The organism is Arthrobacter sp. B6 (assembly GCF_001663775.1).
Lineage (GTDB): Bacteria > Actinomycetota > Actinomycetes > Actinomycetales > Micrococcaceae > Arthrobacter.
Window position 1 is genome coordinate 1,289,444 of sequence record NZ_KV467169.1, and the last position, 23,779, is coordinate 1,313,222.

Genomic DNA, 23,779 nt, shown 5'->3' on the forward strand with positions numbered 1-23,779 from the left:
GTTCCGCAGTGTGGCCGCCGGGGCTGAACCGGACGTTTCATCCAGCGCTCGACGGCGGCCCTTGTTTTCGGGGAACAGCCCGGCACGGCCGGGCTGCAGGTTAGGACTTCATCGCTCCAGCCTGCCCCGCCCGACGCCGCGGCGTCAAGCAGGCCCTCCACAGACGACGGCGGCACCCAAGCCGGGTGCCGCCGTCGGACGCCCACGCGACGGTTGCTGGCTACACGGCGAGCGCCGCGGCCTTCCTGCGCCGCGCCTTCGCCAGCCGGGTGCCGATCAGTCCCTGCCGGGGGCTGAAGAGGTAGACAGCGGCGAACACAACGCCCTGGGTGAGCACCACCATGGCTCCCGAAGCGGTGTCCAGGTAGTAGCTGACGTAGATCCCGGCGATGGAGCACACGCCCGAGATTACCGGGGCGATGACCAGCATCCGGCTGAAACGGTCCGTCAGCAGGTAGGCCGTGGCTCCGGGGATGATGAGCATGGCTACCACCAGCACCACGCCAACTGTCTGCAGCGCCACCACCGAGGTCAGGGCCAGCAGCCCCAGGAGCAGTGCCCCCAGCCTTTTCGGGGAGAGCCCGATGGCGTGGGCATGCGTCGGGTCAAAGGCGTAGAGGGTCAGGTCGCGGCGCTTCAGGATGAGGATGGCGAAGGCCACCACGCCCAGCACCAGCACCTGGATCAGGTCCGGAACGCTGACGCCCAGGAGGTTGCCGAAGATGATGTGGTTCAGGTCCGTCTGGCTGGGCGTGACGGAGATGAGCACCAGGCCCAGGGCGAACAGCGAGGTGAACACAATGCCGATTGCGGCGTCCTCCTTCACCCGGCTGGTGTTCCGGACCACGCCGATCAGGGTCACCGCGATCAGCGCGAACACCAGCGCACCGAGCGCAAACGGGGCGCCAACGATGTAGGCCAGCACGACGCCGGGCAGCACGGCATGCGAGACGGCGTCGCCCATCAGGGACCAGCCGATCAGCACCAGCCAGCAGCTCAGCACCGCACAGACGACGGCGGCGAGCGCGGTGGTGACGATGGCGCGGACCATAAAGTCGTAGCTGAGCGGTTCCAGCAGGAGGTCCAGGAGGTCCATGGGTCAGCCCCCGTTCCGGGCCCGGGCAGTCTCGGCGCGGGCGGCGTCGGCGGGGGCAGTCTCGGCGCGGGCGGCGTGATGCTTGTGGCCGCCCGCGTGGCCGCTTCCGGGACTGCCCTCCCCCGGGAGTGGGCGGTTCAAAACGTCCAGGCCGAATGCCATGGCCAGGTTCTCCGGCTGCAGCACCTGCTCCGGGGCGCCATGCATCAGGACGCGCCGCATCAGGAGCACGGCTTCGTCGCAGAGGGCCGGCATGGCGTGGAGGTCGTGGGTGGATATCAGGATGGTGCAGCCGTCGGAGGCAAGCTCCCGCAGAAGGCGGCTGATGGTGGCCTCGGACCGCTTGTCCACCCCCGCAAAGGGCTCATCCAGGAGCATCATCGTGGCACCCTGGGCGATGCCGCGGGCCACAAAAGCCCGCTTCTTCTGCCCTCCGGACAGCTGGCCGATCTGCCGGCTGGCGTACTCCCCCAGTTCCACCCGGTCCAGGGCTTCGTCGACGGCAGCGCGGTCCGCCTTGGACGGGCGACGGGTGAACCCCTGGTGCCCGTAGCGGCCCATCATCACCAGGTCGCGGACGGACAGCGGGAACTGCCAGTCAACGTCCTCGCTCTGCGGCACGTAGCCGACCCCGCCTTCCTTGCGCGCCTTGGACGGCGACTGTCCGCCGATGAGTACGCGGCCGGCGTCGGGCCTGACCATTCCCATGATCACTTTGAACAGGGTGGATTTCCCGGATCCGTTCATGCCAATCAGGCCGCAGATTCTTGCGGCATCGAGGCTGAGCGACGCGGAATCGAGCGCCAGGACTTCACCGTAGTGCACGGTGACGTCTTCAACCAGGATGGCGGGGGTGGTCACGGCTTTGCCCCTGCCGAGGCCTCGGCTGAGGCGCCGGCGAGTGCTTTGGTGATGACGTCGGCGTCGTGCCTGATCAGGTCCAGGTAGGTCGGCACGGGGCCGTCCGCCTCGGACAGCGAGTCAACATACAGGACGCCGCCGAACTTGGCTCCCGTGGCACCCACTACCTGCTGCATCGGGGCGTCGGACACAGTGGATTCACAGAACACTGCGGGGACCTGGTTGGCTTTGACGTACTCGATGGCCCGGGTGATCTGCTGCGGTGTGGCTTGCTGCTCGGCGTTGACCGCCCAGATGTAGACCTCCTTGAGCCCGGCGTCACGGGCCAGGTAGGAGAAGGCGCCTTCGCAGGTCACCAGGGCGCGCTGGTTTTCCGGCAGACCGGCGAGGCTGGCTTTCATCTCGTCCTGCACAGCCTGCAGCTCGGCCTTGTAGGCGTCACCGTTGGCCTTGAAGACCCCGGCGTTGTCCGGGTCGAGTTCGCTGAAGGCCTTCACCATGTTGTCCACGTAGGTCTGCACGTTCACGGGCGACATCCAGGCGTGCGGGTTCGGCTTGCCCTGGTAGGAGTCCTCGCTGATGGACATCACTTCCACGCCGTCGCTCACTACCGCGTGCGGCACGTCCAGGCCCTCGACGAACTGCGAGAACCAGGCCTCGAGGTTCAGGCCGTTGTCCAGGATGAGGTCCGCCTTGGCTGCCTTCCGGATATCGCCCGGGGTGGGTTCGTAGCCGTGGATCTCGGCGCCGGCCTTGGTGATGGACTCCACGGTGAGTTCGTCCCCCGCGACGTTCCGGGCAATGTCGGCCAGGACGGTGAAGGTGGTGAGGACTACGGGCTTGTCGCCGTCGCCGTCACCGGTGGAACCGCCGCCCGCCGCACCGCCGCAGGCAGCCAGGGTCAGGGACAAAAGGACGACGGCGGAGGCGCCGGCAGCGCGGAAGACCGCGGAGCTGCGGGTGAAGGTTCGGGCGGCTACTTTGGCGCGCCGAAACAGAAAGTTAGGCATGCCGAATATTCTACGGGACGACGAACGTGGCCCGCAATGTGCCGCCCCTCCCCTTCTGCGTCCTCCCGGCCCAACTAGGTAGCAGCAGATGTCGGTTTGGGGGCTCATAACGACATCTGCTGCTACCTAGTTGGGGTGGAGCTAGGCTGAAGTCATGGCCACGCAACGTCGGAATCCGCCCGCCCCGCAGCCGGAGCTGTACCGGTTCTCCGGCCTCGATTTCGGCACCGTGGGCCTCTATTTTGGCTTGCTTGCCTTCATTGCCGTGGCCGGGCAGCTGCTGCTGCCGCTCCTGCGCCAACTGGCCCCCAACCCCGCCGCCGCGTCCTACAGCGTGAACCTGGTCTTCTACGGCAGCGTGGGCATCCTGGCACTCCTCGCCGCCCGCCGGGTGGTGGCCCGGGACCTCCGCGTCCTGGCCACGCGTCCGTGGTTCACGCTGGTGATGGTCCCGGCCGCGGTCATAGTCATGATGATCTTCACAGCGGTTGTCGTGGCGGCCGGCGGAGGTGTGGAGACCTCCCAAAACCAGGCCTCGCTCCAGGCGATCATGCAGCGCGTGCCTGCCTGGCTCACGGCTCCGCTGCTGGTGCTCGTTGGCCCTTTCGTGGAGGAGTACCTCTTCCGCCACCTGCTGATCGGCAAGCTGAGCCGCCGGGTCAACCTCTGGCTCTGCTGCGCACTGTCCACTGTGCTCTTTGCCGCCCTGCACGTGGTGCGGCAGGGGATCACGCTCCCAGCCTTGCTCCCCTACCTGGCGATGGGCGCCACGCTGGTCTTTGTGTACGTGTGGACCGGGAAGAACCTGATGTTCGCCTACTTTGTGCACGCAGCCAAGAACCTGCTCGCTGTGGTGTTTATCTATGCCCTGCCGCCCGAGCTGTTGGAGCAGCTCCGGCAGGTCCAGCCCTAGGGCATCAGCCCTGGGAGAGGCTCCTGCCGCGCAGGGTGAAGCGGTGGGTGCCCCGGGTCCGGCCTGTGATGTAGACCTTGAGGCCGTCCGTGGCGTTGCTCCCCGCAAGGTACCGGTACGCCTCCCCCGGGTTGTACACCGGCGGATTGTCAGGGTCGGCTGCGATGCCCGGACCAAACTCGATGACGTCGCCGCCTAGCCGATAGCTGCCCGTGCCGGTGGTCAGCTGGAACGTCCCCTGCTCCGCGCTCACGCCGGCGGGCGCACCAACCATGGGCTCCACCCCGGTCAGCTCACCGCCCGCACGGAACGTCAGTTCGAGGGCAAACGACGTGTCGGCGCCGTCGAACTCCAGGTCCAGCTCCACCACATCGCCCCCAGCGCCTCCGCCGGCGTGAATGGTGATGGCTGTGGCCAGCCGATGCTCCACCGTGGGCCGGTGGCCGAAGTCCATGCTGGCGCTGAAGCGGCCCTCGTGGACCAAGGGGTAGATGCCGCCCTCACGGTGTTTTTCCGCCGGCAGTGGCAGGTAGAAATTCGCCCGCAGCTCCTCACCCAGGCGGACCGTACCGGCGTCGGAAGCAGTAATGGTTTGGCTGCGGAAGGGGCCGAGGTCAAAGAAGCTGCGCGAGAGCCGCACATCCGTAAGCACCGCGGCACCGTGCGCGAGACGCAGGAAGGTGGGGTTGCTGGACAGTCCGGACACCACGCCGGGCACCAGTTCGTCGCAGCCGCCGTAGACGGTCACCACGTTTCCTGCTCCGCGGAAACGGTGGATCCCGCAGCTGGCGAGCGCGGCATGGCCCGGCGCCATAACGGGCGGGAATCCGCTACCGACGGCGGCGGAGACGGAAGCCCCGGCAGCGGCGGTTCCCGAAACGGCACCGGGCAGTTCCATCCCCAGCCAGCGATCCAAACGGGTCCGGGCCAGCGCCTTGGCCGGTTCCCGCAGGGGGAACTGCTGCAGCCAGGTTGCCGCGGCCGCGAAGTCCGCACGGCCGTCCTGGTTGGCCAGCCGGCGGTACAGCAGCGCGAAGGCCTCGCCGTCGAACGTAAACCACTGGTCCTGGCGGCGCGAGAACAGCGACTCCGCGCTTCCGTCAGCGTTGAACCAGGGCAGGAAGGCGGCGAGGTTGCCGCGGACATGCTCCAGCAGCTGTGGCTGGCCGGCATAGTCGGCGATGGCCAGCAGCGACGGGTTGGTCACCGCGGTGGCGTACAGCGGGCTCCGCTCGGAGTACATGCCGTCCGGCAGCTGGTCGATTCCCTCGGCAAGCCACTCCCCGATGCGCTCCAGGATCTCCGGGCGGGGGCTGCCTTCGCGCTCCTGCAGGGAGTGGATGCGGGCCAGCGCGGCGCACAGCTCCCACCGGTGGTTGGGGGTGTGCACTCCCCCGGTAACCAGCGCGTCGGTGATGCGTCCGACGACGGCGCGCAGCCGGCTCCCGACGCCGGCAAGGGTGCCGTCCCCGGCCAGGCCGCCGTCAAACCCGCCGTTCCCGGCAGCGCCACCCCCGGCAGCGCCACCCCCCGCCGCGCCCAGGATCTCCAGCGCGATGCAGGCGTCATTGATGGTGAAGGCCGAGTCCGGCGGTGAGCTCAGGTTGGTGCCGTCGAACAGACCGGTTGGCCCCTGCAGGTGCTCCAGCCGCGAAACGCAGGCGGCCATGGCCGCCGGAAGCTCCGGGGATCCACTATGGACGGATCCCGCTTCCCTATACACCGTTGCCAGAGCCAGCAGCCGGCTCATGGCGGCGCGGTGCGGAAGAGCCGCCACGCCGCCGTCGTGCGCCTGCAGCAGCGTGTCGACGTACCGGTCCGCGGCCTCCACCAGCCCGCCGAGGAACACGGCGTCGGTGGCTGCCGGCGGTCGGTTCACCATCCCATCCTTCACAAGCGTCACCATCTAGTCCTTCAGGCCGGCGCTGACATCAGCGTTGAGCACATACTTCTGGAACACGGCGAACACCAGCACCAGCGGCAGGATGGAGATCACCGAGGCGCCCAGCAGCACTGGCCAGTCGATGTTTTCCGCGCCCACAATGCTCCGCAGCGCCACCTGGAGGGTGTACCACTTCGGATCGTTGAGCACGATCAGCGGCCAGATGTAGTCGTTCCAGCGCCACTGGAAGGAGAAGATGGCCAGGGTGAACAGGATGGGCCTGGACAGCGGCAGCATGATCCGGAAGAAAATGGCCAGCTCGCTGGCGCCGTCGATCCGGGCGGAATGGAGCAAATCATCCGGAACCGTCAGGAAGAACTGGCGGAACATAAACACACCTGTCGCCGTCAGCACGGAGGGCACAATGATGCCCGCCAGCGAGTTGTACAGGCCGAGGTCGCGGATCACCGAGAAGGTCGGGTTCAGGATCACCTCGGTGGGCAGCATGGTGGTGGCCAGGATGCAGACGAAGAACAGCCGGGTGCCGGGGTTGTTGTACTTTGCCAGGGCGTAACCCGTGCAGGCACTGAAGAACACGGTCAGCACGGTGGTGACCAGCGCCACCGTGGCGGTGTTCAGGAAGTACTGGGCGAAGTCCACCCGCTCCCAGGCGTCAACGAAGCCCTGGAACGTCCATTCCCGCGGGATCATGGACAACGGATAGCTGAACAGTTCACTGCCGGGTTTGAACGAACTCAAAATGAACCAGAGCAGCGGCAGCGCGTAGATGGCCACGATCAGCCACAACACTCCGGTCAGCGGCGCGGACAGCTTGGTCCGGCCTTCCCGCCCGTTCCGTTTGACTGTGCCGGCGGCGGCCTTCTCGGAGCCGAGGGCGGACTCTTCCGCGACGGCGGGAGGCAGGTTGGCAGCAGTAGCCATGGGTCAGCCCTTCTTCTTGTTGAAGCGCAGCTGGATGAGCGCAATGGCCAGCAGCACCACCATCAGCACCATGGAGGCGGCACTGGCGTAGCCCACCTTGGACTGTTCAAAGCCGGTCTTGTAGATGTACTGGACGATCAGCGTGTTCTCCGTGCCCGGGCCGCCGTTGGTCAGCGCCTGGATCATCGCGAATTCCTTCATGGCATGGATGGTGGACAGCAGGATGACCATGAACGACGTCGGCGCGATGCCCGGGAGGGTCACGTGCCGGAAGCGCTGCCACGCGTTGGCCCCGTCCAGCTCCGCCGCTTCCAGCAGCGCTTCCGGAATGTTCTTCAGCGCGGCGATGAACAGCAGCATGTTGAAGGCCGTGCCGCCCCAGGCCGAGGCGAAGATGACCACGGTGAGGGCCAGGTTGCCGTTGCTGGACCACGGCACTGCGCCTCCGCCGAGCGTCGAGATCACGAAGTTGACGAAGCCGAAGTCCTGGCCGAACATCCACTTCCAGATAACACCCACCACAATCGGCGAGATCAGCCAGGGAAGGAAAATGATCACCTTCGCGGCGGTCCGTCCCCGGGTGGCCTTGCTCACCAGCAGCGCCGCAATTCCCAGCGACGAGACGTAGACCAGCGGCACCGAGAACACCGTGTAAATAAAGGTCCGGCTCAGGGCGGCGTAAAACGTGCTGTCCGCGAAAAGCTTCTGGAAGTTCTCCAGGCCGATGAAGTTCAGCCTGCCAACGCCACGGTAGTCCGTGAACGAATAGATCAAGCCAAGGGCACCGGGCCAGACGAAGAACACCAGGAAGAGCACCACGTTGACGCCGATCAGCACCAGCGGCGCGATCACATAGCGGTTGTGGCGCTTCTGCTGGGACTTGCTCCGCACGGCACCCGTGGGGGGCGCCCCCGGCGTCACCGTGGAGCTCAACGTTGGATTAGCCACTGATCAGGCACCGTTGTAGAGCTTCACGATGTTCTCCACCGTGGTCCTGGCGTCCTGGCTGCCGCCGAGCATCTTAACGGTTTCCTCCCGCAACGGGTCGCCGGAGAACGGCGTTTCGGCGTAGGCCTCGGCCACGACTCGCTTGATGGCGTTGTCACCCTTGGCCTCGTTGCCGGCAATCTGCTTCTGGTACAGCTCGAAGGAGGACTGCTGGAACGGGTAGTCAACCTTCAGGTTTTCCTTGACGGGCAGGTAGCCGCCAAGCTTGGCGAACTCCGTGTAGTTGGCGTCGTCGTAGAACCAGTCGATGAACTTCTTGGCTTCCTCATCCGCACCCGTGTCCTTGAAGGCGATCATGAAGCCGCCGCCAAGGTTGGTGGCGTTGACTTCCTTCTTGGGCAGCGGCACGGACATCCATTCGAAGTCCTTGATGTTCTTGTTGAAATCGGCAACCTGCCAGCTGCCGGAGTAGTACGCGGCAACCTGGCCGCTCTTGAACATGGCGTTGCCGTCCTCGCCGCTGAGCCAGACGGACTTCGGCATGGTCTTGTCGTCGTTGATCTTCTGGAAGTACTCGAGCGTCTCCACTGCTTCGTCGTCCCAGGCATACGAGTCGCCTTCCTTGGCGAACGCTGTGCTGCCGAACTCGTACATCATGGCGCGGAGGCGGTGGCCGGAGCGGTCCATGACCACGCCGTACTTGGCACCGGCCTTCTCGCGGACCTCGTTGACGGCTGCGACGAACTCATCCCAGGTCCAGGCGTCCTCGATGGCCGTGGGGAAAGCCACACCGGCCTTCTCAAAGAGGCTCTTGTTCACGAACAGTCCGACGGCGGTGAGGTCGGACGGGATGGCCGGAATGGTCCCGTCCGGGGCCTCCTGCAGGAACTTTTCGTCGATGTTCCGGGACTTGGCGATGTCCGTAAGGTCCTGGAGCTGGTTGACCCACAGCGGATCGAGGCCGGTGACGCGTGCCAGGGCCGGCAGGTCATTGGCAGTCGCGGCATTCTTGAGCTTGGTGGTGATGTCCGCCGTGGGAACGTCCACCACCTCGATGGTGATGCCGGTGGCTTCCTTGTACTTCGCCGCGGCCGCGGCAAACGCCCCGCCCTGGTTGGTGTCACCGGAAAGGACCAGCTGAAGGGTTTTGGCTCCGCCTTCAGTTGAACCGCCGCCGCCCCCACAAGCGGAAAGGCCGACGGCAAGGGCTGAGAGGCCGAAGGCCGTCAGTCCGAACTGCCTGCGGCTGATGCTTGAGATTCTTGTCTGCTCTGACAATGCTCTGTCCTGTCTCTGACGATGCGTGCCGTGCCTGCGGGCATGGCCGGAAGGTGAAGATGTTGGCCGACGGCCCTCAGGCCGCACTGCCAACGTTCGGAAAAGCCTTTCCTACCCAACTGTGATTCATGTCATGACAATCTGTCAAGATTACGTACGCACATTTTCAGGCCGCGGCGGAAGGGAGGACCTGCCCTACCGGCCAGCCCGCCGCCGTCGTAGGTTGGACCCATGGGACTGAACATTCAGATTGTCACGGATTGCCGGAACCCACACGCCCTCGCGGATTGGTGGGCCGAGACCCTGGACTGGGCGGTGGAGCCCCAGGACGAAGGCTTCATCCGGTCCATGATCGACCAGGGCTTCGCTACGGAAGACCAGACCATTGTCCACAACGGCAAACTCGTGTGGCGCGAGGGCTGTGCCATCCGCCCGCCCGAGGAGCTCGACGCGGCCAAGCCCGAACGCCGGCTCCTGTTCCAGACGGCGCCGGAAGAAAAGACCGTCAAGAACCGCGTGCACTGGGACGTGGACCTGGACGGACGGGACAAGGACGAGGTAAGGAAGGCACTCGAGGCGCGCGGTGCCACGTTCCTCTGGAGCGCCAGCCAGGGCCCACATTCCTGGCACACCATGGCGGACCCCGAGGGGAACGAGTTCTGCATCAGCTGAGCCGATTACTAGACTTGTCCGGTGAGCAACCAATTCCCCGCCAAGGTGTCCGACGTTTTTGATCCTTCACGCTGGCGCACCGTGTCCGGCTTCGACGACTTCCAGGACATGACCTACCACCGCCAGGTGGAACGGGTCTCGACGGCCGCCACCGCCGCCGGCCAGGAAGCCAAGGACCTGCCCACCGTCCGGATCGCCTTCAACCGCCCGGAAGTCCGCAACGCATTCCGCCCCGGCACCGTGGACGAGCTCTACCGCGCCCTGGACCACGCCCGGATGACCCCGGATGTGGCCACCGTCCTGCTCACCGGCAACGGCCCCTCCCCCAAGGACGGAGGCCATTCCTTCTGCTCCGGCGGGGACCAGCGGATCCGTGGCCGGGACGGTTACCGCTATGCGGACGGCGAGACGCAGGAAACCATCGATCCCGCCCGCGCCGGCCGGCTGCACATCCTGGAGGTGCAGCGGCTCATCCGCACCATGCCCAAGGTGGTCATCGCCGTCGTCAACGGCTGGGCGGCCGGGGGCGGCCACTCCCTGCACGTCGTCTCGGACCTGACCATCGCCTCCCGGCAGTTCGGCAAATTCAAGCAGACCGATGCCACGGTCGGCAGTTTCGACGCCGGCTACGGCTCCGCACTGCTGGCCCGCCAGATCGGCCAGAAGGCAGCCCGCGAAATCTTCTTCCTGGCCCGCGAATATTCCGCCGACGACATGGTCCGCATGGGCGCGGTCAACGAGGCCGTGGACCACGAACGGCTCGAGGAAGTTGCCCTGGAGTACGCAGCCGACATTGCCCGGCAGTCCCCGCAGGCCATCCGCATGCTCAAGTTCGCCTTCAACCTCGCCGACGACGGGCTGGCGGGCCAGCAGGTCTTTGCGGGCGAAGCCACCCGGCTGGCATATATGACGGACGAAGCCGTGGAGGGCAAAGAGGCGTTCCTGGAAAAACGCGACCCCGACTGGTCCCGTTTCCCGCACTACTTCTAAGGCAGGACATCCATGAACATCGGACCCATGAATATCGGCCCCATAGACATCGACCCCGCACTCAAGGCGCTGGCCGCCGCCCTCCACGGTGAGGGCCCCGCCGTCGAGCTTTCCGTCAGCGATGACGGCGGCCTGGTGGTGGGCCATGTGGAGACCCCCGGCTGCGACGACGCCGTGGCCGTGGTGCGCACGTCCGGCTCCACCGGAACCCCCAAAGCCACCATCCTGACTGTGGAGGCCCTGGCGGCCTCTTCCATGGCCACCGCCTTCGCGCTCAAGGGCGAGGGCCAGTGGCTGCTGGCCCTGCCCGTGCAGTATGTCGCCGGAGTTCAGGTGCTGGTGCGTTCGCTTTTCGCCGGCACCCGCCCGTGGGTCATGGACATGTCGCAGGGCTTCACCCCGGAGGCCTTCACCGCGGCCGCCCTGGAGCTCACGGACAAACTCCGGTACACCTCCTTGGTCCCCACCCAGCTGCAGCGGCTCCTGGAAGACCCGTCGCCGGAAACCCTGGCGGTGCTGCGGCGCTTCAACGGCATCCTGCTCGGCGGCGCCCCGGCATCAGCCGCACTGCTCGACGCGGCACGCGAGGCCGGCGTCAGGGTGTACACCACCTACGGTTCGGCCGAAACCTGCGGCGGCTGCATCTACGACGGCTACCCGCTGGAAGGCTCGGCCGTCCGGATCGCCGAGGACGGCCACATCCTCCTCGGCGGCGACACCATTGCCGCCGGATACCTTGACGCCCCTGAGCAGACCGCTGATGTCTTCTTTGAGGAGGACGGCGTCCGCTGGTACCGCACCAGCGACCTCGGCAGCCTCGACGCCGACGGCCGGTTGACGGTTCTGGGCCGCGCCGATGACGTGATCATCACCGGCGGCGTCAAGGTCTCCGCCGCGCACGTCCAGGAAGAGCTGGAAAAGTACGACGGCGTCACGGCGGCTTTTGTGGCCGGCGTCCCGTCCGCCGAGTGGGGCCAGGCGGTGGCCGCCTTTGTGGCCGTCTCACCCGACCTTGCCCCCGCTGCGCCTGCCGCTGGCGCCCGGGACGATGCAGCAGGTGCGGACGCCGTGTCCGGCGGGGATCCCGCCGTCGTCCTTGAACAGGAATGGCACCGGACGCTGGGACTGCTCGCGCCGAAAACCGTGCTCACCGCGCCGGAGCTGCTGATGCTGCCCAACGGCAAGCCTGACCGCCTGGCCATGACGGGACGGCTCAATTCCCTGCACCGGGGAAAGTAAAGTAGTCCTGCACCGGCCGCCGTTTTGCAGCCGGTGCGTCACCGATTCGCCGAACCCCGACCCAACACGAGGTACTTACCGTGGCCACAGCCGCACAATGGATCCAAGGCGCCCGACTCCGCACACTGCCGGCGGCGATCGCGCCAGTGCTGATCGGCACCGCTGCTGCCTTCGAAATGGATTCGTTCATCCTCTTCAACGCGGTCCTCGCCGGGCTCGTGGCGCTGCTCCTGCAGATCGGCGTCAACTACGCCAACGACTACTCGGACGGCATCCGCGGCACGGATGAGGACCGTGTGGGCCCGCTGCGGCTAGTGGGATCCGGCGCCGCACAACCCGAACACGTCAAGTACGCCGCCTTCGGCGCATTCGCCGCTGCCATGGTGGTTGGCCTGGTGCTGGTGGTCATCACCCAGAGCTGGTGGCTGATCCTGGTGGGCCTGGGCTGCCTGATGGCCGCCTGGGGCTACACCGGCGGCAAGAACCCCTACGGCTACATGGGCCTGGGCGATGTTTTTGTGTTCGTTTTCTTTGGCCTGGTGGCCACGCTGGGCACGACGTACACGCAGGCCGGACAGATCAGCCTGGCGTCCATCATTGGTGCCATTGGGACGGGTCTTATCGCCACAGCCCTGCTGATGGCCAACAACGTCCGGGACATCCCCACGGACATCCAGGCCGGAAAGAAGACGCTGGCAGTCCGCCTCGGCGACAAGCATGCCCGGGAGAGCTACGTGCTGATGCTCGCCGTGGCTATCCTGCTGGTGATCATTCTGGCGCCGGGCCGGCCCTGGATGCTGATCGTCCTGCTCCTCATCCCCGCCTGCCTGATGCCGGCCTGGCTGATGATCAACGGGCGCAAGCGCAAGAGCCTCATCCCGGTGCTGAAGCAGACCGGCATGATCAACCTCGGCTACAGCCTGCTGTTCTCACTGGGACTGGTGCTCAGCCACGGGTTCTAGCCGTTCTGGCCCGTGGTTTTTGAAGGATCGGCTGCTGGAGGCTTGGCGTCGGTGCGGATAGTGACATCCGGGTTGGCGTCCACCAGGGTGTCCTCGGCCTGGGCATCGTCCACTTCGCCGGCGGTGCGCAGCGGCTTGGCTTTGCCCGAAAACCTGCGGCGCATGGCGGCGGTGGCCTCATCACGCTGCTCCTGGAAGAAGAGGTAGCTGACCGCGAAGGCGATGCCGGCGGCGCAGATGACTGACATCACCGCGCCCAGGCCAAGGAAGAGGAACAGCACAAAGAGCGGCGCGAACAGCGCCAGACGGATCAGGGAGTATTTCAGGAAAGCCACCATCCAAGTTTAGCCGCCCAGCAGGAACTCCCGCCCCGTCCGGACGATAGACTTAATGGCATGCTCTTCCGTGTGGTTCTCGCCGTCGCAGTACTCGCCATCTTTGTGTATGGCCTGGTGGACGTGATCCGCACTGACGGACGCCTCACCCGGGGCATCTCCAAGCCCGCCTGGATCGTCGTGATGGTTGTCCTGCCGGTGCTGGGGGCCGTTCTGTGGCTCCTGATCGGCCGTCCGCGCGGCAATCCCCCCGTCCGGCAGGCCTACAGCCACCCCACCGCGCCGGACGACGATCCCGACTTCCTCCGCAACCTCGAAGTCCGCCGCCGCAACCAGGCGGAGGCCGCACGCCTGAAAAAGCTCAAGGATGAGCTGGAGGCGAAGGGAAAGGCCGACGGCGGTTCCTCCGGCGCCGGTCCGGACACCGGCCGCCGTGGGCCGGGTACGTCCGGAGGAGACGGCGGCGTCGACGGCGGAGCGGCCGGCGATGCCAGCAGTGGGGATGCTGACACGCACGATACCGACGACCGGAAGTAGGATCTATGGCTCACGAACCCGACGGAGAACAGCAACTGCAGACCACGCAGCCCGAACCCCCGTCAGGCGAGCCACCTGCCCCGTACCCTCCCACCCAGCCTGAACCTGGCCGGCCCGACCTTGGCCCGCCTGCTCCCGGCATTGCTTCCTCCCGGCCTGCCGGTCCGCCCGCGCCGCCACCGCGGCCCGGGCTGTCCTACTCCTCCCCGGCGCCCATCGTGGTGGTACCGGAGAGTCCGGGCCCCTTGAAGGCGGCAAGGACCTTTTGGCTTCTCAGCTTCATCGCCGGCGTCGCCGTCCTGGTGGGCTCCTTCCTTACCCGTGACTCCCACCTCGAGCGGCTGCGTGCAGTCGTTGACGAGATGGCGCCCGGCGGAGACGCGGACGCCGTGACGGCTGCTTCCGCCATCGTCTTCTGGGGCAGCCTGGGAGCGCTGCTGCTGGTGATCGTCCTCGAGGTGGCCGCGCTGGCGATCCTCAACGGCCGACGGGCCTGGGTCCGCTGGCTGATGGTCCCGCTGCTGCTTGTGCATGTGGGCGCTGTGCTGGTGGCGGAGGCATTCCTCGTTCCCGAAGGCGACGCCGGCAGCTATGTGTGGCTGCTGTGGGGTGCGCAGCTGCTCCTGGCCTTCGTGGGTCTGGTACTGCTGTTCATGCCGTCCAGCAGCGCCTGGCTCCGGTCCCGGACGCAGGCTTAACTTCCGACGTGGGGCTAGTGGTTCAGCTGCAGGGCGGCGCAGTCGGCGAGGACGCCCTCACAGCTGCGCATCACCACGCGGCACACGTCCTGCCCTGAACGGTCCGTCATGGGGTTCTCCGAAACCAGCCGCCAGCGGCGAAGGCATTCCCGGGCCTTCGCGATGATTTCCTCAGGTGGCGCCTCGGGTTCCAGGGCAAGGCGGAGATACGCCGCGGTGCCTGCGCCGCCCAACAGCCTCTCGGCTTCGACCGCCAGGTCGTGGCTGAGAGTGGATCCCGCGGTTCGCAGGGTGGCGAGCAGGCGCAGTTCACGGAACTCGTGGGCGTTGACCTGAAGCCGCTCCAATGCCGCCGCCAGGTGTCCCGAGCCTTCACGCGGCGACGTCCGGAGCAGGGTTTCCACACCCACCAGTGCGGTGCGTGCCTTCAGGGCGTCGGCGCGGGCATGGAACTGGCGGGCCACCATGGCAAGCAACGGGTCCAGGCCGCTGCGCCTCGCAAGTTCGTGGGCCAAGGGAGTGGGGTCCGTAAAGCCCGCCCGGATCAGCACCACGCCAAGCCGGATCCCGAACAGCCCGAACCGCTCCAGCAAGGATGCCCTGGCGTCGGCGCCGAGGCGCTCCGGCACGGCGGAACGCAGGAACCTGTCAGCGGAGAGCAACAGCTTTTCCCGGTCCGCCCGCTCCATGCCGGCGAGCAGGGCCAGGGATTCGTAGTCTGCCTGCCGCATGCTTCGGGCACTCTGCGCCAGGAGCCCAGCCACCGGGACCACCCCCAATGCCAGCTTCCGCAGGCTGTGGTCCCGGCGATATCGCTCCGCGATATCCCCGGCAGAAAGTAGGGAATCGATCCGCCCCGCGCCAATCTCGTCTGCCCTGGACAGCACGGCAACGGCGTTGACGGTGCCGGACCGGCCAGCCTCGGTGTCCCTGAAAGACTCCAGGAACCGAAGATCCGAGGCGTGCATATGCCGCATAAGGTATATAACGGCGTCGGCCTGCGAGGGTGAGTCCTCCGGAGTGAGGAACCTGACAGACCTGGCCGAAACATCCTCGGACAGGGAGGCGATGCCCGGGGTGTCGATCAGGGTGACCTCCCGCAAGCTCTCCGATGGCCACTCAACGACCAGCCGTTCGACGTCTTCCGCGTGTTCCTGGCCGAGGACGAACACCAGCCGCCCGTCCACCCTCTTGAGCGGCAGCGTGCGCGGCTCCCCCTCCAGCGGGTAGAGCGTGATGCGCGGTGAATGCCCGTACCGGTACCACGTGACGATGCGCGTACATTCCCCCGTATCGGTGGGCGCAATTTCCTCGCCGATGATGGCGTTGAGCAGGGTCGATTTGCCGGCCTTCACCATGCCGGCCACAGCGACCCGAAGGGGCTCGGCAAGCCGCCTGGCGTAACCTTCCAGGGCTTCTGCCGCCACCGGGTCATCGCGGTAGACAGCGCGGGCTTCCTGGATCAGGTCTGCCACTCCGGCACTGGTTGCTTCCCTCATCCGGCCGCCGCCACTGCCTGGGCCTGCGCGCTTCCCGCGGGAAGCCCGGCCGAGTGACGGCCGTGTTGCGGGCCGCCTGGCTGGTCAGTGGTTGCCTGGGCAATGCCCGGCTGCGGACTGCCTGTCTGTGGGCTGCCGAAATGGTGGTCGGCGGGCTGGGGCCTTGCCGGCTGGGCGGTCGCGGGCGCTCCCCCAGGGGGCCTGGCTCCGGCTGCATTGGCCCCAGCGGGCCCGGCTCCTGCGGGCCTGGCTCCCGCCGGCTCGGCTGCCACGACCTCCGCAGCGCGGTGCAGGGCATCCACACGCTTGAGCTCCGACTTAATGTCCCGGATGCGCATGTCCTTTTCCAGCCGGTACGTGGTGGCGGCCTTTTGCGCAGCCGCCACGGAGTCGGACAGCGAACGGTGGTGCTCCTCCGCGATTTCGGTGAAATGGTCGCGGGTGGACCGCTGGACGAGGCGGAGCCGGTCCTTGAGCTGCTTTCCCACCTGGAACACAACGTCGTCCAGCTGGCGGCGGACCAAGGCCTTCGCTTCTGTTTGCCGGCGCTTGAGCCTGGCTTCCTTGTCCTCCCGGTAGGCTTTGCTTCCCAGCAGGAGTCCTGCTCCGACAGAAAGCGGATTGATCAGGGCCATTCCAAAGATGCCGGTCAGCAGGCCAAACATCAGCACGCCGCCGTAGGAGCCACGCATGCCGATCAGGACCTTCTGCATCGGCTTGATCTTCCCGTCATCCAGCCCCGGCATTTCATCCACGGGGTCCAGGGCGTCCCCCGTGTCAGAAACGCGCAGCACGGGAAGCGACACTTCGTCCTCGGAAAAGTGCTCGGCCACCTGTGTTGCCAGCCACTGAGCCCGTTCGCTGGTCCAGACAAACGTGTCCGAGATCGCGCCTGCTGCGCATTCCTCCAGCCAAATCGAGAACTGCGGCCAGGTGGGACCGGGGTCGCCCAGGTCGATGGCGGTCTCAGCCTCGCGCTGGATCCGCCGCAAGCGGTCCCGCAGGTCGTACTCCATGTCGGAAATGAGGTCGCTGATGCCGTCGTTCAGGGTGATCTGCCACCGGGCGGAACGCTTGCGCAGGTCATCGGCCTCGAGTTTGGCTGCCTCCAGGCCGGCGATCATGAGGGGTGTTCCTTCGGGGTCCTCCAGTGCCGCGAGCTCCGACTGCAGGGACAGGCGAAGGTTGTCCGTCACGGACAGAAGGTCCTGGCTCACGGAGCGGCGCTGGATCCGTTCCGCCTTGCCCACGATTTCGTTCCGGAGGTGGCCCACCAGGCCTGGAAAACCTGACTCGTTGTTCAGTTCGACGTCCTGCAGCCGCGTTGCTTCGAGGCGGAGATCGGAGGAAACCGGAAACAAGGGGATGTCCGGCGACACCTGGGAAAGGTGGCCGCGGTCCAGTTCGGCAACCCTGCGCCATTCCGGGTACAGGTCAGTTTTGGACAGCACGCCCACCACGCTCGGGGTGATCCGCATGGCCTGCTTCAGGAACCTGATCTCGGGTTCGGTATATTCCTGGGACGCGTCCGAAACGAGAAGCATGGCGTCTGCCGAAGGCAGCGCGGTGAGGGTGGTCAGCGTGTGCGTTGACCCCAGCCCGCCGACGCCCGGTGAATCGACGACAGTCAGGCCGCCGGCCAAAACCTTGCGGGGCAGGAAGACCTCTGCGGCCACCAGCTTCTTGGCGTTGCCGGGGTTTCCGCGTTCAGAAACGTAGGTGGCGAGGTCGGCGATGCTGACGGGCTGGCGTTCGAGTGCCGCCTCATCGCCGGGTTCCGCGTCGGCCCGCGGCAGGAGCACGGACGCCGATGCCGGATCCCCATGCCGGACCACCGTGGGCACGGAGGTGGCGATGTCGTCGTCGACAGGGCACACCGGGGCGTTCACCAGGGCGTTGATGAGCTTGCTCTTCCCCTGCTTGAATTCCCCCACCACAATCACGCGGATGCTTGGATCCTGCAGTCTGCGCAGCGTCTGGTCGAGGCGTTTCCGCAGGTCGGCACGGTCTCCGGCGCCGACCAACTCGATGCCCTGCTCCACGAGCTTTGTCAGTTGTGCAGTCGTGGGGGGCGCTGAGGGCCTTGCCTGTCCTGCCGGGTCTGCCGTCTTTGCCAGACCCCCGGTGCGTTGCGTTTCAGCCACAGCCAGTCCTTTGCTTCAAGTCTCGAAAATGGGACGTTGTGGGTTGCCGTGAGAAGTGCCCGGCAGGTGCACTGGGCCACCTGCCGGGCACTCCCGGTACCCCGGAACTAACTGCTACAGGATGACTGCCGAATCATCCTCAGCGCTGATATCGGCGTCGACTTCTACCTCGGTGTTGATTGAGTTGTCCTCGGTGAACTCGAGCTGGTTGTCGGCAACAACGATGTTGTCCTCGACCACCGTCGTCTGCGAGTTGTCGTTGAAGGAGTCCTCGAGCTCGACGTCTACCTCAGTTGAGGTCTCGTTGAACGAGTCGTCAATCTCAACGTCCGTTTCGGTCTCGTTGAATGAGTCCTCAACCTCGACTTCGGTGGAGTTGTCGGTGTTGAAGGAATCCTCAACCTCAACGTCAACGTCAGTGGAGTTGTCCTGGAAGGAGTCCTCGATCTCAACAGAGTTATCAACGCGGTTGTCCGAGTTGTCGTTGAAGGAATCCTCAACCTCGACGTCCAGTTCGGTGTTGACCGAGTTGTCCGAGTTGTCGTTGAAGGAATCCTCAACCTCGACGTCCAAGTCGGTGTTGAAGGAGTCGTCGATGTCCGTCTCCTCGTTGCCGATGTTGACGTCGCCGCCGGCGCGGATGGAGTTGTCGGTCGAATTGTCCGTGGAGTTGTCCGTGTTGTAGGAGTCCTCGATGTTGTTGGAATCCTCAACGTCGGCGTCGTCGCCGGCAGCAATCGCACGGTCGCCGGAAGCAACGACGGAGTCGTTGTCGAACCACTGCTCAACGTCGCCGTCGGCCCAGATGTTCTGGTTGACGGACTGGTCGACGATCGTGTCCCGGTCATCCACCGTTGAGGTGTAGGAGTAGTTGTTGACTACGTGGTGCAGCTGCTGGACGGCGTGTGCGTGGTCATCATGGTCGTGGTGTCCGCCGCCGCCATGTCCGCCACCGGCGGGAGGAGGCGTGGTGCCGCCGGTGCCGCCACCGCCGCCGCCGTTGTGGCCGGTTGATGCGCCGTTACCGCCGGTGTTGTAGTCCCGGTCGAAGGAGGAGTGGTTGAGGGTGATCGGTGCATAGTCCAAAACAACAGGCATGGCGGCGTCGACGTCGGCGGAGCAGACCTTACCCAGGCCGTGATCGTCGAGTACCTTCTCCGGGTCGTCCAGGAAGTCCTGGGCAGCTTGCCGGTTGCCGAAGAGGTGCATCAGGAACTGGACGAGGTCGTTTGCGAGTGTGGGCATTGGATGTCCTCAAATCTTCTCTGAGTTGTGGAGTGGCCTGGCTTCGTTACCGGGCTTGAATCAAACGTACGGTCCCACCCAAAGACCGGGCATCGGGACACTTCCCCCTACCGTCCGGCCCCCTGCTAGGGGATCGCCGGCTATCCCGTTAGGGGCACTAGGGGTTACTCCCGTTTAGGGTTTTCGGACCCCAGGGCAAGTCGCAGCCGGACCAGCAGGTCGGAGCGGTTCTCGGCGCCGAGCCGGCGTCGCATCCGGGCTATGTGGTGCTCCGCAGTCCTCGGGGAGATGTAAATTGCCTCCCCGATTTCGCGGTAGGTCTTGCCTTCAAGCACCAGCCTTGCCACTTCTTTTTCACGCTCGCTCAGTCCAGATCCGCTGTCAGGGGGCACCCCGTTGGCTTGCTCCGCGCCGGGATCATTGCGCTGTTCCGATGGCCCGGATGCTCCCGTTCCGGCTGAACCTCCCTGCGGATGAAGGTCGCGGGCGCAGGACAAGAGCCGCAACATGTCCTTGCGTTCGTCGGCCCGGGCTGCGGCATGCCCGGCGAGCCGCGCACCTTCCCAAGGCATCCCGACGGCGTTCAGGCCCCGTGCGGCCGCTTCCACGTCTGGTGCGCGGAACTTTCCGGCGAGGACCGTGACCCAGGCTTTGCCGGCAGCAGCCAGGACCCAGGCGAGGTGGCTGTGGTCTGCAGCCCGTGCCAGGGCGGTGGCGTGGGGTGCCAGGTCCGCCGGGCTCTCGTTCAGCAGCGCCGCCTGGACTCCGGCCCAGTGCAGCGGCACCGCCCACAGCGGCGGGTCGCCAAGTTCGTGCAGCAACGTCCACGCTTCGTCCAGGTAGTGCGAGACCCGCCGGGTCTCCCGCAGCCGTGCGGCCGTGATCATCAGCTCGCCCCACGGCAGCAGGCTGTACAGGTCCACGGACGTGTGCAGCATGGCCTCCCGTGCACGCTCCCATGCCAGGACCAGGTCGTGGACTTCGCCGCTCCTGCGTGCGAGGCCAACTTCCAGTGCCGAGCACAGGAATTCGTCCCGCGGGACCAGTGGCCAGTGGTTGGCTTTTGAAGCTTCGTTGATGGCCAGCCGGGCGTCCTCCGGGTTGTCCTGTTGCATGGCAGACCAGGCCTGGAGCAGGAAGAGTCTCGGCTTGGCCGCATCGCCGCCCTGGCCGGCCGCGATGGCGGCCCGCACGATGGTCTCAGCAACGTGCGGTTCCCCGCTGTGCAGGGCAGCCAGCGCAGCGAGTGCGCCGGGTGTGTCAGGCAGCGGGATGGATGCCCCGGATGCGTTCAGCATGTCGGAAGCGTGAATCAGGATGGGGAGTCCCTGGTGTGGGTCCCCGGCCAGCGATTCCAGGACACCCTTGGCCGTCTGGGCCTGCGCCACGGCCAAGAGTGTGGGTGACGCCGGAGACGAGCCGCTGGGGAACATGGACTCGGCTCCGGCGCGGTTGCCGCAGCCGAGCATGGCTACGGCAGCGGCCGGCGCGGACGGTCCCACCTTTGATGCGCCCAGCCAGCTGTAGACGTCCGCACTGCGGGCAAGCATCCCCCGCTGTGCCCACACAGCCGCGGAAACGTCCACTGCAAGCCGGAGGTCTGGCGGATCAGGACTCACCAGCAGGCCGTCGATGATGCGGTCTGCGGTATCCAGGTCCCCCGTTGCCGACGCGGCATGGGCACGGCGCGCCGCCGTGGACAGCTCGTCGGCGCCAGCCAGCAGTGCCTCGTCATACAGCTGGGCGGCCAGGCCCGGATGGTGCTCGAGTGCCTTGTTCCCGGCCCTTTCCAGCTCAGCCGCCACCCGGTGGTCGGCGAGGCCGCCCCGGGCCAGTTCACGGGCAAAATCGCCCAACGGGCGGCCTTCGGCAACGAAGCATCCCACCAACTCGCGTTGCAGCGCGTGAATCCTGGCTGTGGGCGTCAAGGTGAGGAGGGCGTGCTGCGCGGTCCCTACGACGGTCCCGTCCGCAAGCAGGAGCCCGGAAGCTTCCGCCTTCGCCACGATCGACTCGAGGCTCTCAACGTCGCCGCCGGTCATCCTCCGCTCCAGTTCGGCGGGCAGGGGGCCGGGCAGCGTAAAGCCGACAGATAGTGCCAGCAGGAGTTCCCGAACTGCGGCGTTTTCACCGCGAAGCTGCTGCGCCATGTACTGAGGGCTGCCGGGGGCCAGCAGTTCCGGTTCCGGCCGGGAGGGTGGCGTGCGCCGTTGTGCCGGTTCTGTCAGGTCGTGGCCGGAGAAATGCTGCGTTTCGCGTCCTTGGCCGTAGAGGAACTCGTGTGATGACGGCTGATGGTAATGTGCCATGCTCAGACCGCCGGCTCGGTGGTGATCGGGCCAGCAGTTTCCGCGGCAGTTGGGTCAGGGGCAGGCGTCGTTGGCTCAGGTTCCGGGGCCGGCGGTGTCGGGTCCGGCGCTGGGGTCGTGGGGTCCGGCGCAGGCGTCGTGGGGTCCGGGGCCGGGATTGTGGGGTCCGGGGCCGGCGTTGTCGGATCCGGCGCTGGGGTCGTGGGGTCCGGCGCAGGGGTTGTCGGATTCGGTTCCGGCGCAGGCGGGTCAGTCGGCGGAATCGTGGGATCCGGAGTCGTCGTACCCGGAGCGGTTGTCGGCGTTCCGGTGGGCGTTCCCGTGGGCGTCCCCGTGCCCCCGCTCGCCTGCGTGGGGTCGGACGTTGCTCCGCCCGTTCCGCCCGCGGTGGTTCCGGCCGCGGCGACACCTGATCCGCCGTCGGCTGGCGGCGACGCCGATGCGCTGGCCGAAGGCTTGCTGGTGGGCGACGCCACTGCCTCGAGGCCCTTGGTGCTTGCGGCTGGGTCCGTCTTCTTCTTGGCGCTGGCCTCTATGCCCTTAACCGGTTCCTGGCTTCCGCCGGCGGCTCCGGCTTGGGAACCGCCGCCCTGGGGAGCACTGCCCTGCGCTGAAGTGCCGGGGTCCTTGGCTGCCCCGCCGGAGTCCTTGGCGGCCTCCTGCGGCGCGAACATTGCGGTCAGGCTGCCCAGCCCTTCGGGACTTTGTGCAGCGCTGGCCGTGAGGACCGTAAACAGGGCCGCCGCGGCAGCCACAGCCGTAAGCCGCACCGTGGGGCTTGGACTATGCCGCCCAACCTTGGCGCCCGGTTCATGTGCCCGCGCGTGCGCGGCCGCATGGCCCCTGGCACCGACGCCAGCGGCGCCGGTGCCAGTCAGCGAGCCAAACGCTGCGCCGGATTTCCGGGACCAGCTGGCACGGCGGCTGTCACCGTGTGGCTCAAGGCTTGTTGGGGCTGAATTCGGAGCAGGATCCATGGCAGCAACCGCGGCGGCCACTCCTTCGCTGACCCCGACGGCGGTGTTGGTCGCCTCAGGAAGTACAGGGACCGCTGCAGCCGCTTCCACAGCCGGCCGGGCACGCACTGCTGCCACGGCTGCGCCCAGGCATATGGAGGATTTCGGGTCAGCGTCCACGGCTATGGGGCGGTCCAGCTGTTCAGAAATTAGCTGCGCCACCAGCGGAATACGCGAGGATCCGCCGATCAGGAGCACCGCGGTGAGGCGGTCCGGCTCAAGGCCGAGTTCGTCGAGGGAACGTTCCAGGGCGTCCACCGTTTCACGGACGGGTTCCTCGATCAGCGCCTCAAGCTCGGAGCGGACCAGCCGCACCTGCTGGTGGATGCCGGGAAGGAACACCGAAATGCTGGCCTCGCTGTCGGCGGAGAGCGCTTCCTTGGCTTCCACGCACTCACGCCGGAGCCGTGCCAGCGCCGCCAGGGCGGCGGGATCATCAGGGTCAAGGGATGCGAACGCTTCTCCGGTGTGCGCCGCGACGTGGCGGAGGACCGCTGCGTCGAAGTCAGCGCCGCCCAGGCCTTCGATCCCTTCCGGCCGGCCCAGGAACTCAAAGCGGCCGGCGTCGGCCTTCCTCAGGATGGCCGTGTCAAAGGTGCCCCCGCCCAGGTCGTAGACGGCGATGGTGCTGCCGTCCTCCACCCTCACTTGGGAGGCGTAGTAGAGGGCTGCCGCTTCCGGCTCGGTGATCAGGATGACATCGTGAAGCCCCCTGGCGGCGAGGGCTTCCTGGATAACGGCGGTACGGTGACCGCCCCAGGCTGCCGGGTGCGAGAGGATGATCTGCGACGGCGGCTCGCCTTCGCGTTCCGCGGCCCGGTCAACCACCCAGCCGGCCATGGTGGCGAAGACTTCCTCCGCCGGCAGGGACAGAGTGCCCACGGCGATCGGGACGTTGTCTCCGATCCGGCGTTTGAATTCCCTGACCACCCGCTCCGGGGAGTCGAGGCCGCGGCGTTCCGCAGCTTCCCCCACCAGGATGGGGCCTTCCTCCGGATAGTAGACCACGGAGGGCACCGACGTTCCGCGGAGCCCCAGTGCGAGGCTCTCCGGAACAGGCGGAGCAATCCGGTCAGTACGGGCAATGGCGGCGGCGGTAAAACTGGTCCCGACATCGATGGCGAGAACGTAGCTCATAGGTACCTCGGAGAAAGCAGCAGCATGCCGTCCGCGAGCTTCATCACAGACGAGCTTCCACCAAGG

Annotated in this window: 20 protein-coding genes; 7 read left to right on the plus strand and 13 right to left on the minus strand. The window is 66.5% G+C overall.

Annotation, left to right across the window (positions count from 1 at the left end):
• Positions 1-220 precede the first annotated feature (220 nt).
• Genes AU175_RS20675 through AU175_RS20685 form a run of 3 tightly spaced genes read right to left on the minus strand, consistent with a single transcriptional unit; the run spans position 221 to position 2,967 of the window.
• Complete coding sequence (locus tag AU175_RS20675; RefSeq protein ID WP_197497188.1) at positions 221-1,096, minus strand: metal ABC transporter permease; 876 nt, start codon at positions 1,094-1,096, stop codon at positions 221-223.
• A gap of 3 nt (positions 1,097-1,099) precedes the next feature.
• Positions 1,100-1,957, minus strand: a complete 858-nt coding sequence (locus tag AU175_RS20680; protein ID WP_082979315.1) for a metal ABC transporter ATP-binding protein — start codon at positions 1,955-1,957, stop codon at positions 1,100-1,102.
• Positions 1,954-2,967 carry a metal ABC transporter substrate-binding protein gene (locus AU175_RS20685; protein WP_066294057.1) on the minus strand — a complete coding sequence of 338 codons (1,014 nt, stop codon included), beginning with the start codon at positions 2,965-2,967 and terminating at the stop codon, positions 1,954-1,956. Before AU175_RS20685 ends, AU175_RS20680 begins: the two co-directional genes overlap by 4 nt.
• A 154-nt stretch (positions 2,968-3,121) precedes the next feature.
• On the opposite strand from AU175_RS20685, the gene AU175_RS20690 reads away from it, so the two are divergent.
• Entirely contained in the window at positions 3,122-3,880 is a 759-nt protein-coding gene (locus AU175_RS20690; protein ID WP_066294062.1) for a CPBP family intramembrane glutamic endopeptidase, read from the plus strand.
• A 4-nt stretch (positions 3,881-3,884) separates the two neighbouring features.
• Here AU175_RS20690 and AU175_RS20695 read toward each other — a convergent pair whose 3' ends face one another.
• Genes AU175_RS20695 through AU175_RS20710 form a run of 4 tightly spaced genes read right to left on the minus strand, consistent with a single transcriptional unit; the run spans position 3,885 to position 8,930 of the window.
• Entirely contained in the window at positions 3,885-5,759 is a 1,875-nt protein-coding gene (locus AU175_RS20695) for a hypothetical protein (protein WP_231938677.1), read from the minus strand.
• 27 nt (positions 5,760-5,786) lie between these two features.
• On the minus strand, positions 5,787-6,704 hold the full coding sequence (locus AU175_RS20700; protein WP_197497189.1) for a carbohydrate ABC transporter permease: 918 nt from the start codon (positions 6,702-6,704) through the stop codon (positions 5,787-5,789).
• 3 nt (positions 6,705-6,707) lie between these two features.
• On the minus strand, positions 6,708-7,652 hold the full coding sequence (locus tag AU175_RS20705) for a carbohydrate ABC transporter permease (RefSeq protein ID WP_082979316.1): 945 nt from the start codon (positions 7,650-7,652) through the stop codon (positions 6,708-6,710).
• A gap of 3 nt (positions 7,653-7,655) precedes the next feature.
• On the minus strand, positions 7,656-8,930 hold the full coding sequence (locus AU175_RS20710) for an ABC transporter substrate-binding protein (protein WP_066294069.1): 1,275 nt from the start codon (positions 8,928-8,930) through the stop codon (positions 7,656-7,658).
• A 231-nt stretch (positions 8,931-9,161) separates the two neighbouring features.
• On the opposite strand from AU175_RS20710, the gene AU175_RS20715 reads away from it, so the two are divergent.
• From AU175_RS20715 to AU175_RS20730, 4 genes are all read left to right on the plus strand, one after another.
• The gene (locus tag AU175_RS20715; protein ID WP_066294078.1) at positions 9,162-9,602 is read left to right on the plus strand and encodes a VOC family protein; all 441 of its coding nucleotides are present in this window, start codon (positions 9,162-9,164) and stop codon (positions 9,600-9,602) included.
• Between the two features lie 21 nt (positions 9,603-9,623).
• Complete coding sequence (locus tag AU175_RS20720; RefSeq protein ID WP_066294079.1) at positions 9,624-10,592, plus strand: 1,4-dihydroxy-2-naphthoyl-CoA synthase; 969 nt, start codon at positions 9,624-9,626, stop codon at positions 10,590-10,592.
• 12 nt (positions 10,593-10,604) lie between these two features.
• Positions 10,605-11,831 (plus strand): AMP-binding protein, encoded by a 1,227-nt coding sequence (locus AU175_RS20725; protein ID WP_231938678.1) that lies wholly within the window; start codon positions 10,605-10,607, stop codon positions 11,829-11,831.
• An 80-nt stretch (positions 11,832-11,911) separates the two neighbouring features.
• A complete protein-coding gene (locus AU175_RS20730) occupies positions 11,912-12,793 on the plus strand; it encodes a 1,4-dihydroxy-2-naphthoate polyprenyltransferase (RefSeq protein ID WP_066294084.1) in 882 nt (293 codons plus the stop codon).
• Here the strand turns inward: AU175_RS20730 and AU175_RS20735 are convergent.
• Positions 12,790-13,131 (minus strand): DUF4229 domain-containing protein, encoded by a 342-nt coding sequence (locus AU175_RS20735; RefSeq protein ID WP_066294088.1) that lies wholly within the window; start codon positions 13,129-13,131, stop codon positions 12,790-12,792. The two genes, AU175_RS20730 and AU175_RS20735, sit on opposite strands and share 4 nt — an antisense overlap.
• 57 nt (positions 13,132-13,188) lie before the next feature.
• Here AU175_RS20735 and AU175_RS20740 point away from each other — a divergent pair, with 57 nt between their 5' ends.
• Both AU175_RS20740 and AU175_RS20745 read left to right on the plus strand, forming a co-directional pair.
• The gene (locus tag AU175_RS20740) at positions 13,189-13,665 is read left to right on the plus strand and encodes a PLD nuclease N-terminal domain-containing protein (protein WP_066294090.1); all 477 of its coding nucleotides are present in this window, start codon (positions 13,189-13,191) and stop codon (positions 13,663-13,665) included.
• 5 nt (positions 13,666-13,670) lie between these two features.
• Positions 13,671-14,363: a hypothetical protein gene (locus AU175_RS20745; RefSeq protein ID WP_231938679.1), complete on the plus strand. Its 693-nt coding sequence runs from the start codon at positions 13,671-13,673 to the stop codon at positions 14,361-14,363.
• 14 nt (positions 14,364-14,377) lie between these two features.
• On the opposite strand, the gene AU175_RS20750 is transcribed toward AU175_RS20745, so the two are convergent.
• The 5 genes from AU175_RS20750 to AU175_RS20770 all read right to left on the minus strand — a co-directional run bounded on the left by AU175_RS20750 (position 14,378) and on the right by AU175_RS20770 (position 23,713).
• Positions 14,378-15,862: a dynamin family protein gene (locus tag AU175_RS20750; RefSeq protein WP_066294092.1), complete on the minus strand. Its 1,485-nt coding sequence runs from the start codon at positions 15,860-15,862 to the stop codon at positions 14,378-14,380.
• The gene (locus tag AU175_RS20755) at positions 15,859-17,904 is read right to left on the minus strand and encodes a dynamin family protein (RefSeq protein WP_231938698.1); all 2,046 of its coding nucleotides are present in this window, start codon (positions 17,902-17,904) and stop codon (positions 15,859-15,861) included. Before AU175_RS20755 ends, AU175_RS20750 begins: the two co-directional genes overlap by 4 nt.
• Before the next feature lie 216 nt (positions 17,905-18,120).
• Entirely contained in the window at positions 18,121-19,251 is a 1,131-nt protein-coding gene (locus AU175_RS20760; protein ID WP_066294093.1) for an IniB N-terminal domain-containing protein, read from the minus strand.
• Between the two features lie 164 nt (positions 19,252-19,415).
• Complete coding sequence (locus tag AU175_RS20765) at positions 19,416-21,560, minus strand: LuxR C-terminal-related transcriptional regulator (RefSeq protein ID WP_231938680.1); 2,145 nt, start codon at positions 21,558-21,560, stop codon at positions 19,416-19,418.
• Positions 21,561-21,562: 2 nt separating this feature from the next.
• Positions 21,563-23,713 (minus strand): Hsp70 family protein, encoded by a 2,151-nt coding sequence (locus AU175_RS20770; protein ID WP_066294094.1) that lies wholly within the window; start codon positions 23,711-23,713, stop codon positions 21,563-21,565.
• Positions 23,714-23,779 lie beyond the last annotated feature (66 nt).

Bases quoted from the DNA above. Each gene is read 5' to 3' on its own strand.
- AU175_RS20675 (WP_197497188.1), bottom strand. From the start codon at position 1,096: ATGGACCTCCTGGACCTCCTGCTGGAACCGCTCAGCTACGACTTTATG.
- AU175_RS20685 (WP_066294057.1), bottom strand. From the start codon at position 2,967: ATGCCTAACTTTCTGTTTCGGCGCGCCAAAGTAGCCGCCCGAACCTTC.
- AU175_RS20690 (WP_066294062.1), top strand. From the start codon at position 3,122: ATGGCCACGCAACGTCGGAATCCGCCCGCCCCGCAGCCGGAGCTGTAC.
- AU175_RS20700 (WP_197497189.1), bottom strand. From the start codon at position 6,704: ATGGCTACTGCTGCCAACCTGCCTCCCGCCGTCGCGGAAGAGTCCGCC.
- AU175_RS20715 (WP_066294078.1), top strand. From the start codon at position 9,162: ATGGGACTGAACATTCAGATTGTCACGGATTGCCGGAACCCACACGCC.
- AU175_RS20725 (WP_231938678.1), top strand. From the start codon at position 10,605: ATGAACATCGGACCCATGAATATCGGCCCCATAGACATCGACCCCGCA.
- AU175_RS20735 (WP_066294088.1), bottom strand. From the start codon at position 13,131: ATGGTGGCTTTCCTGAAATACTCCCTGATCCGTCTGGCGCTGTTCGCG.
- AU175_RS20740 (WP_066294090.1), top strand. From the start codon at position 13,189: ATGCTCTTCCGTGTGGTTCTCGCCGTCGCAGTACTCGCCATCTTTGTG.
- AU175_RS20745 (WP_231938679.1), top strand. From the start codon at position 13,671: ATGGCTCACGAACCCGACGGAGAACAGCAACTGCAGACCACGCAGCCC.
- AU175_RS20750 (WP_066294092.1), bottom strand. From the start codon at position 15,862: ATGAGGGAAGCAACCAGTGCCGGAGTGGCAGACCTGATCCAGGAAGCC.
- AU175_RS20760 (WP_066294093.1), bottom strand. From the start codon at position 19,251: ATGCCCACACTCGCAAACGACCTCGTCCAGTTCCTGATGCACCTCTTC.
- AU175_RS20765 (WP_231938680.1), bottom strand. From the start codon at position 21,560: ATGGCACATTACCATCAGCCGTCATCACACGAGTTCCTCTACGGCCAA.
- AU175_RS20770 (WP_066294094.1), bottom strand. From the start codon at position 23,713: ATGAGCTACGTTCTCGCCATCGATGTCGGGACCAGTTTTACCGCCGCC.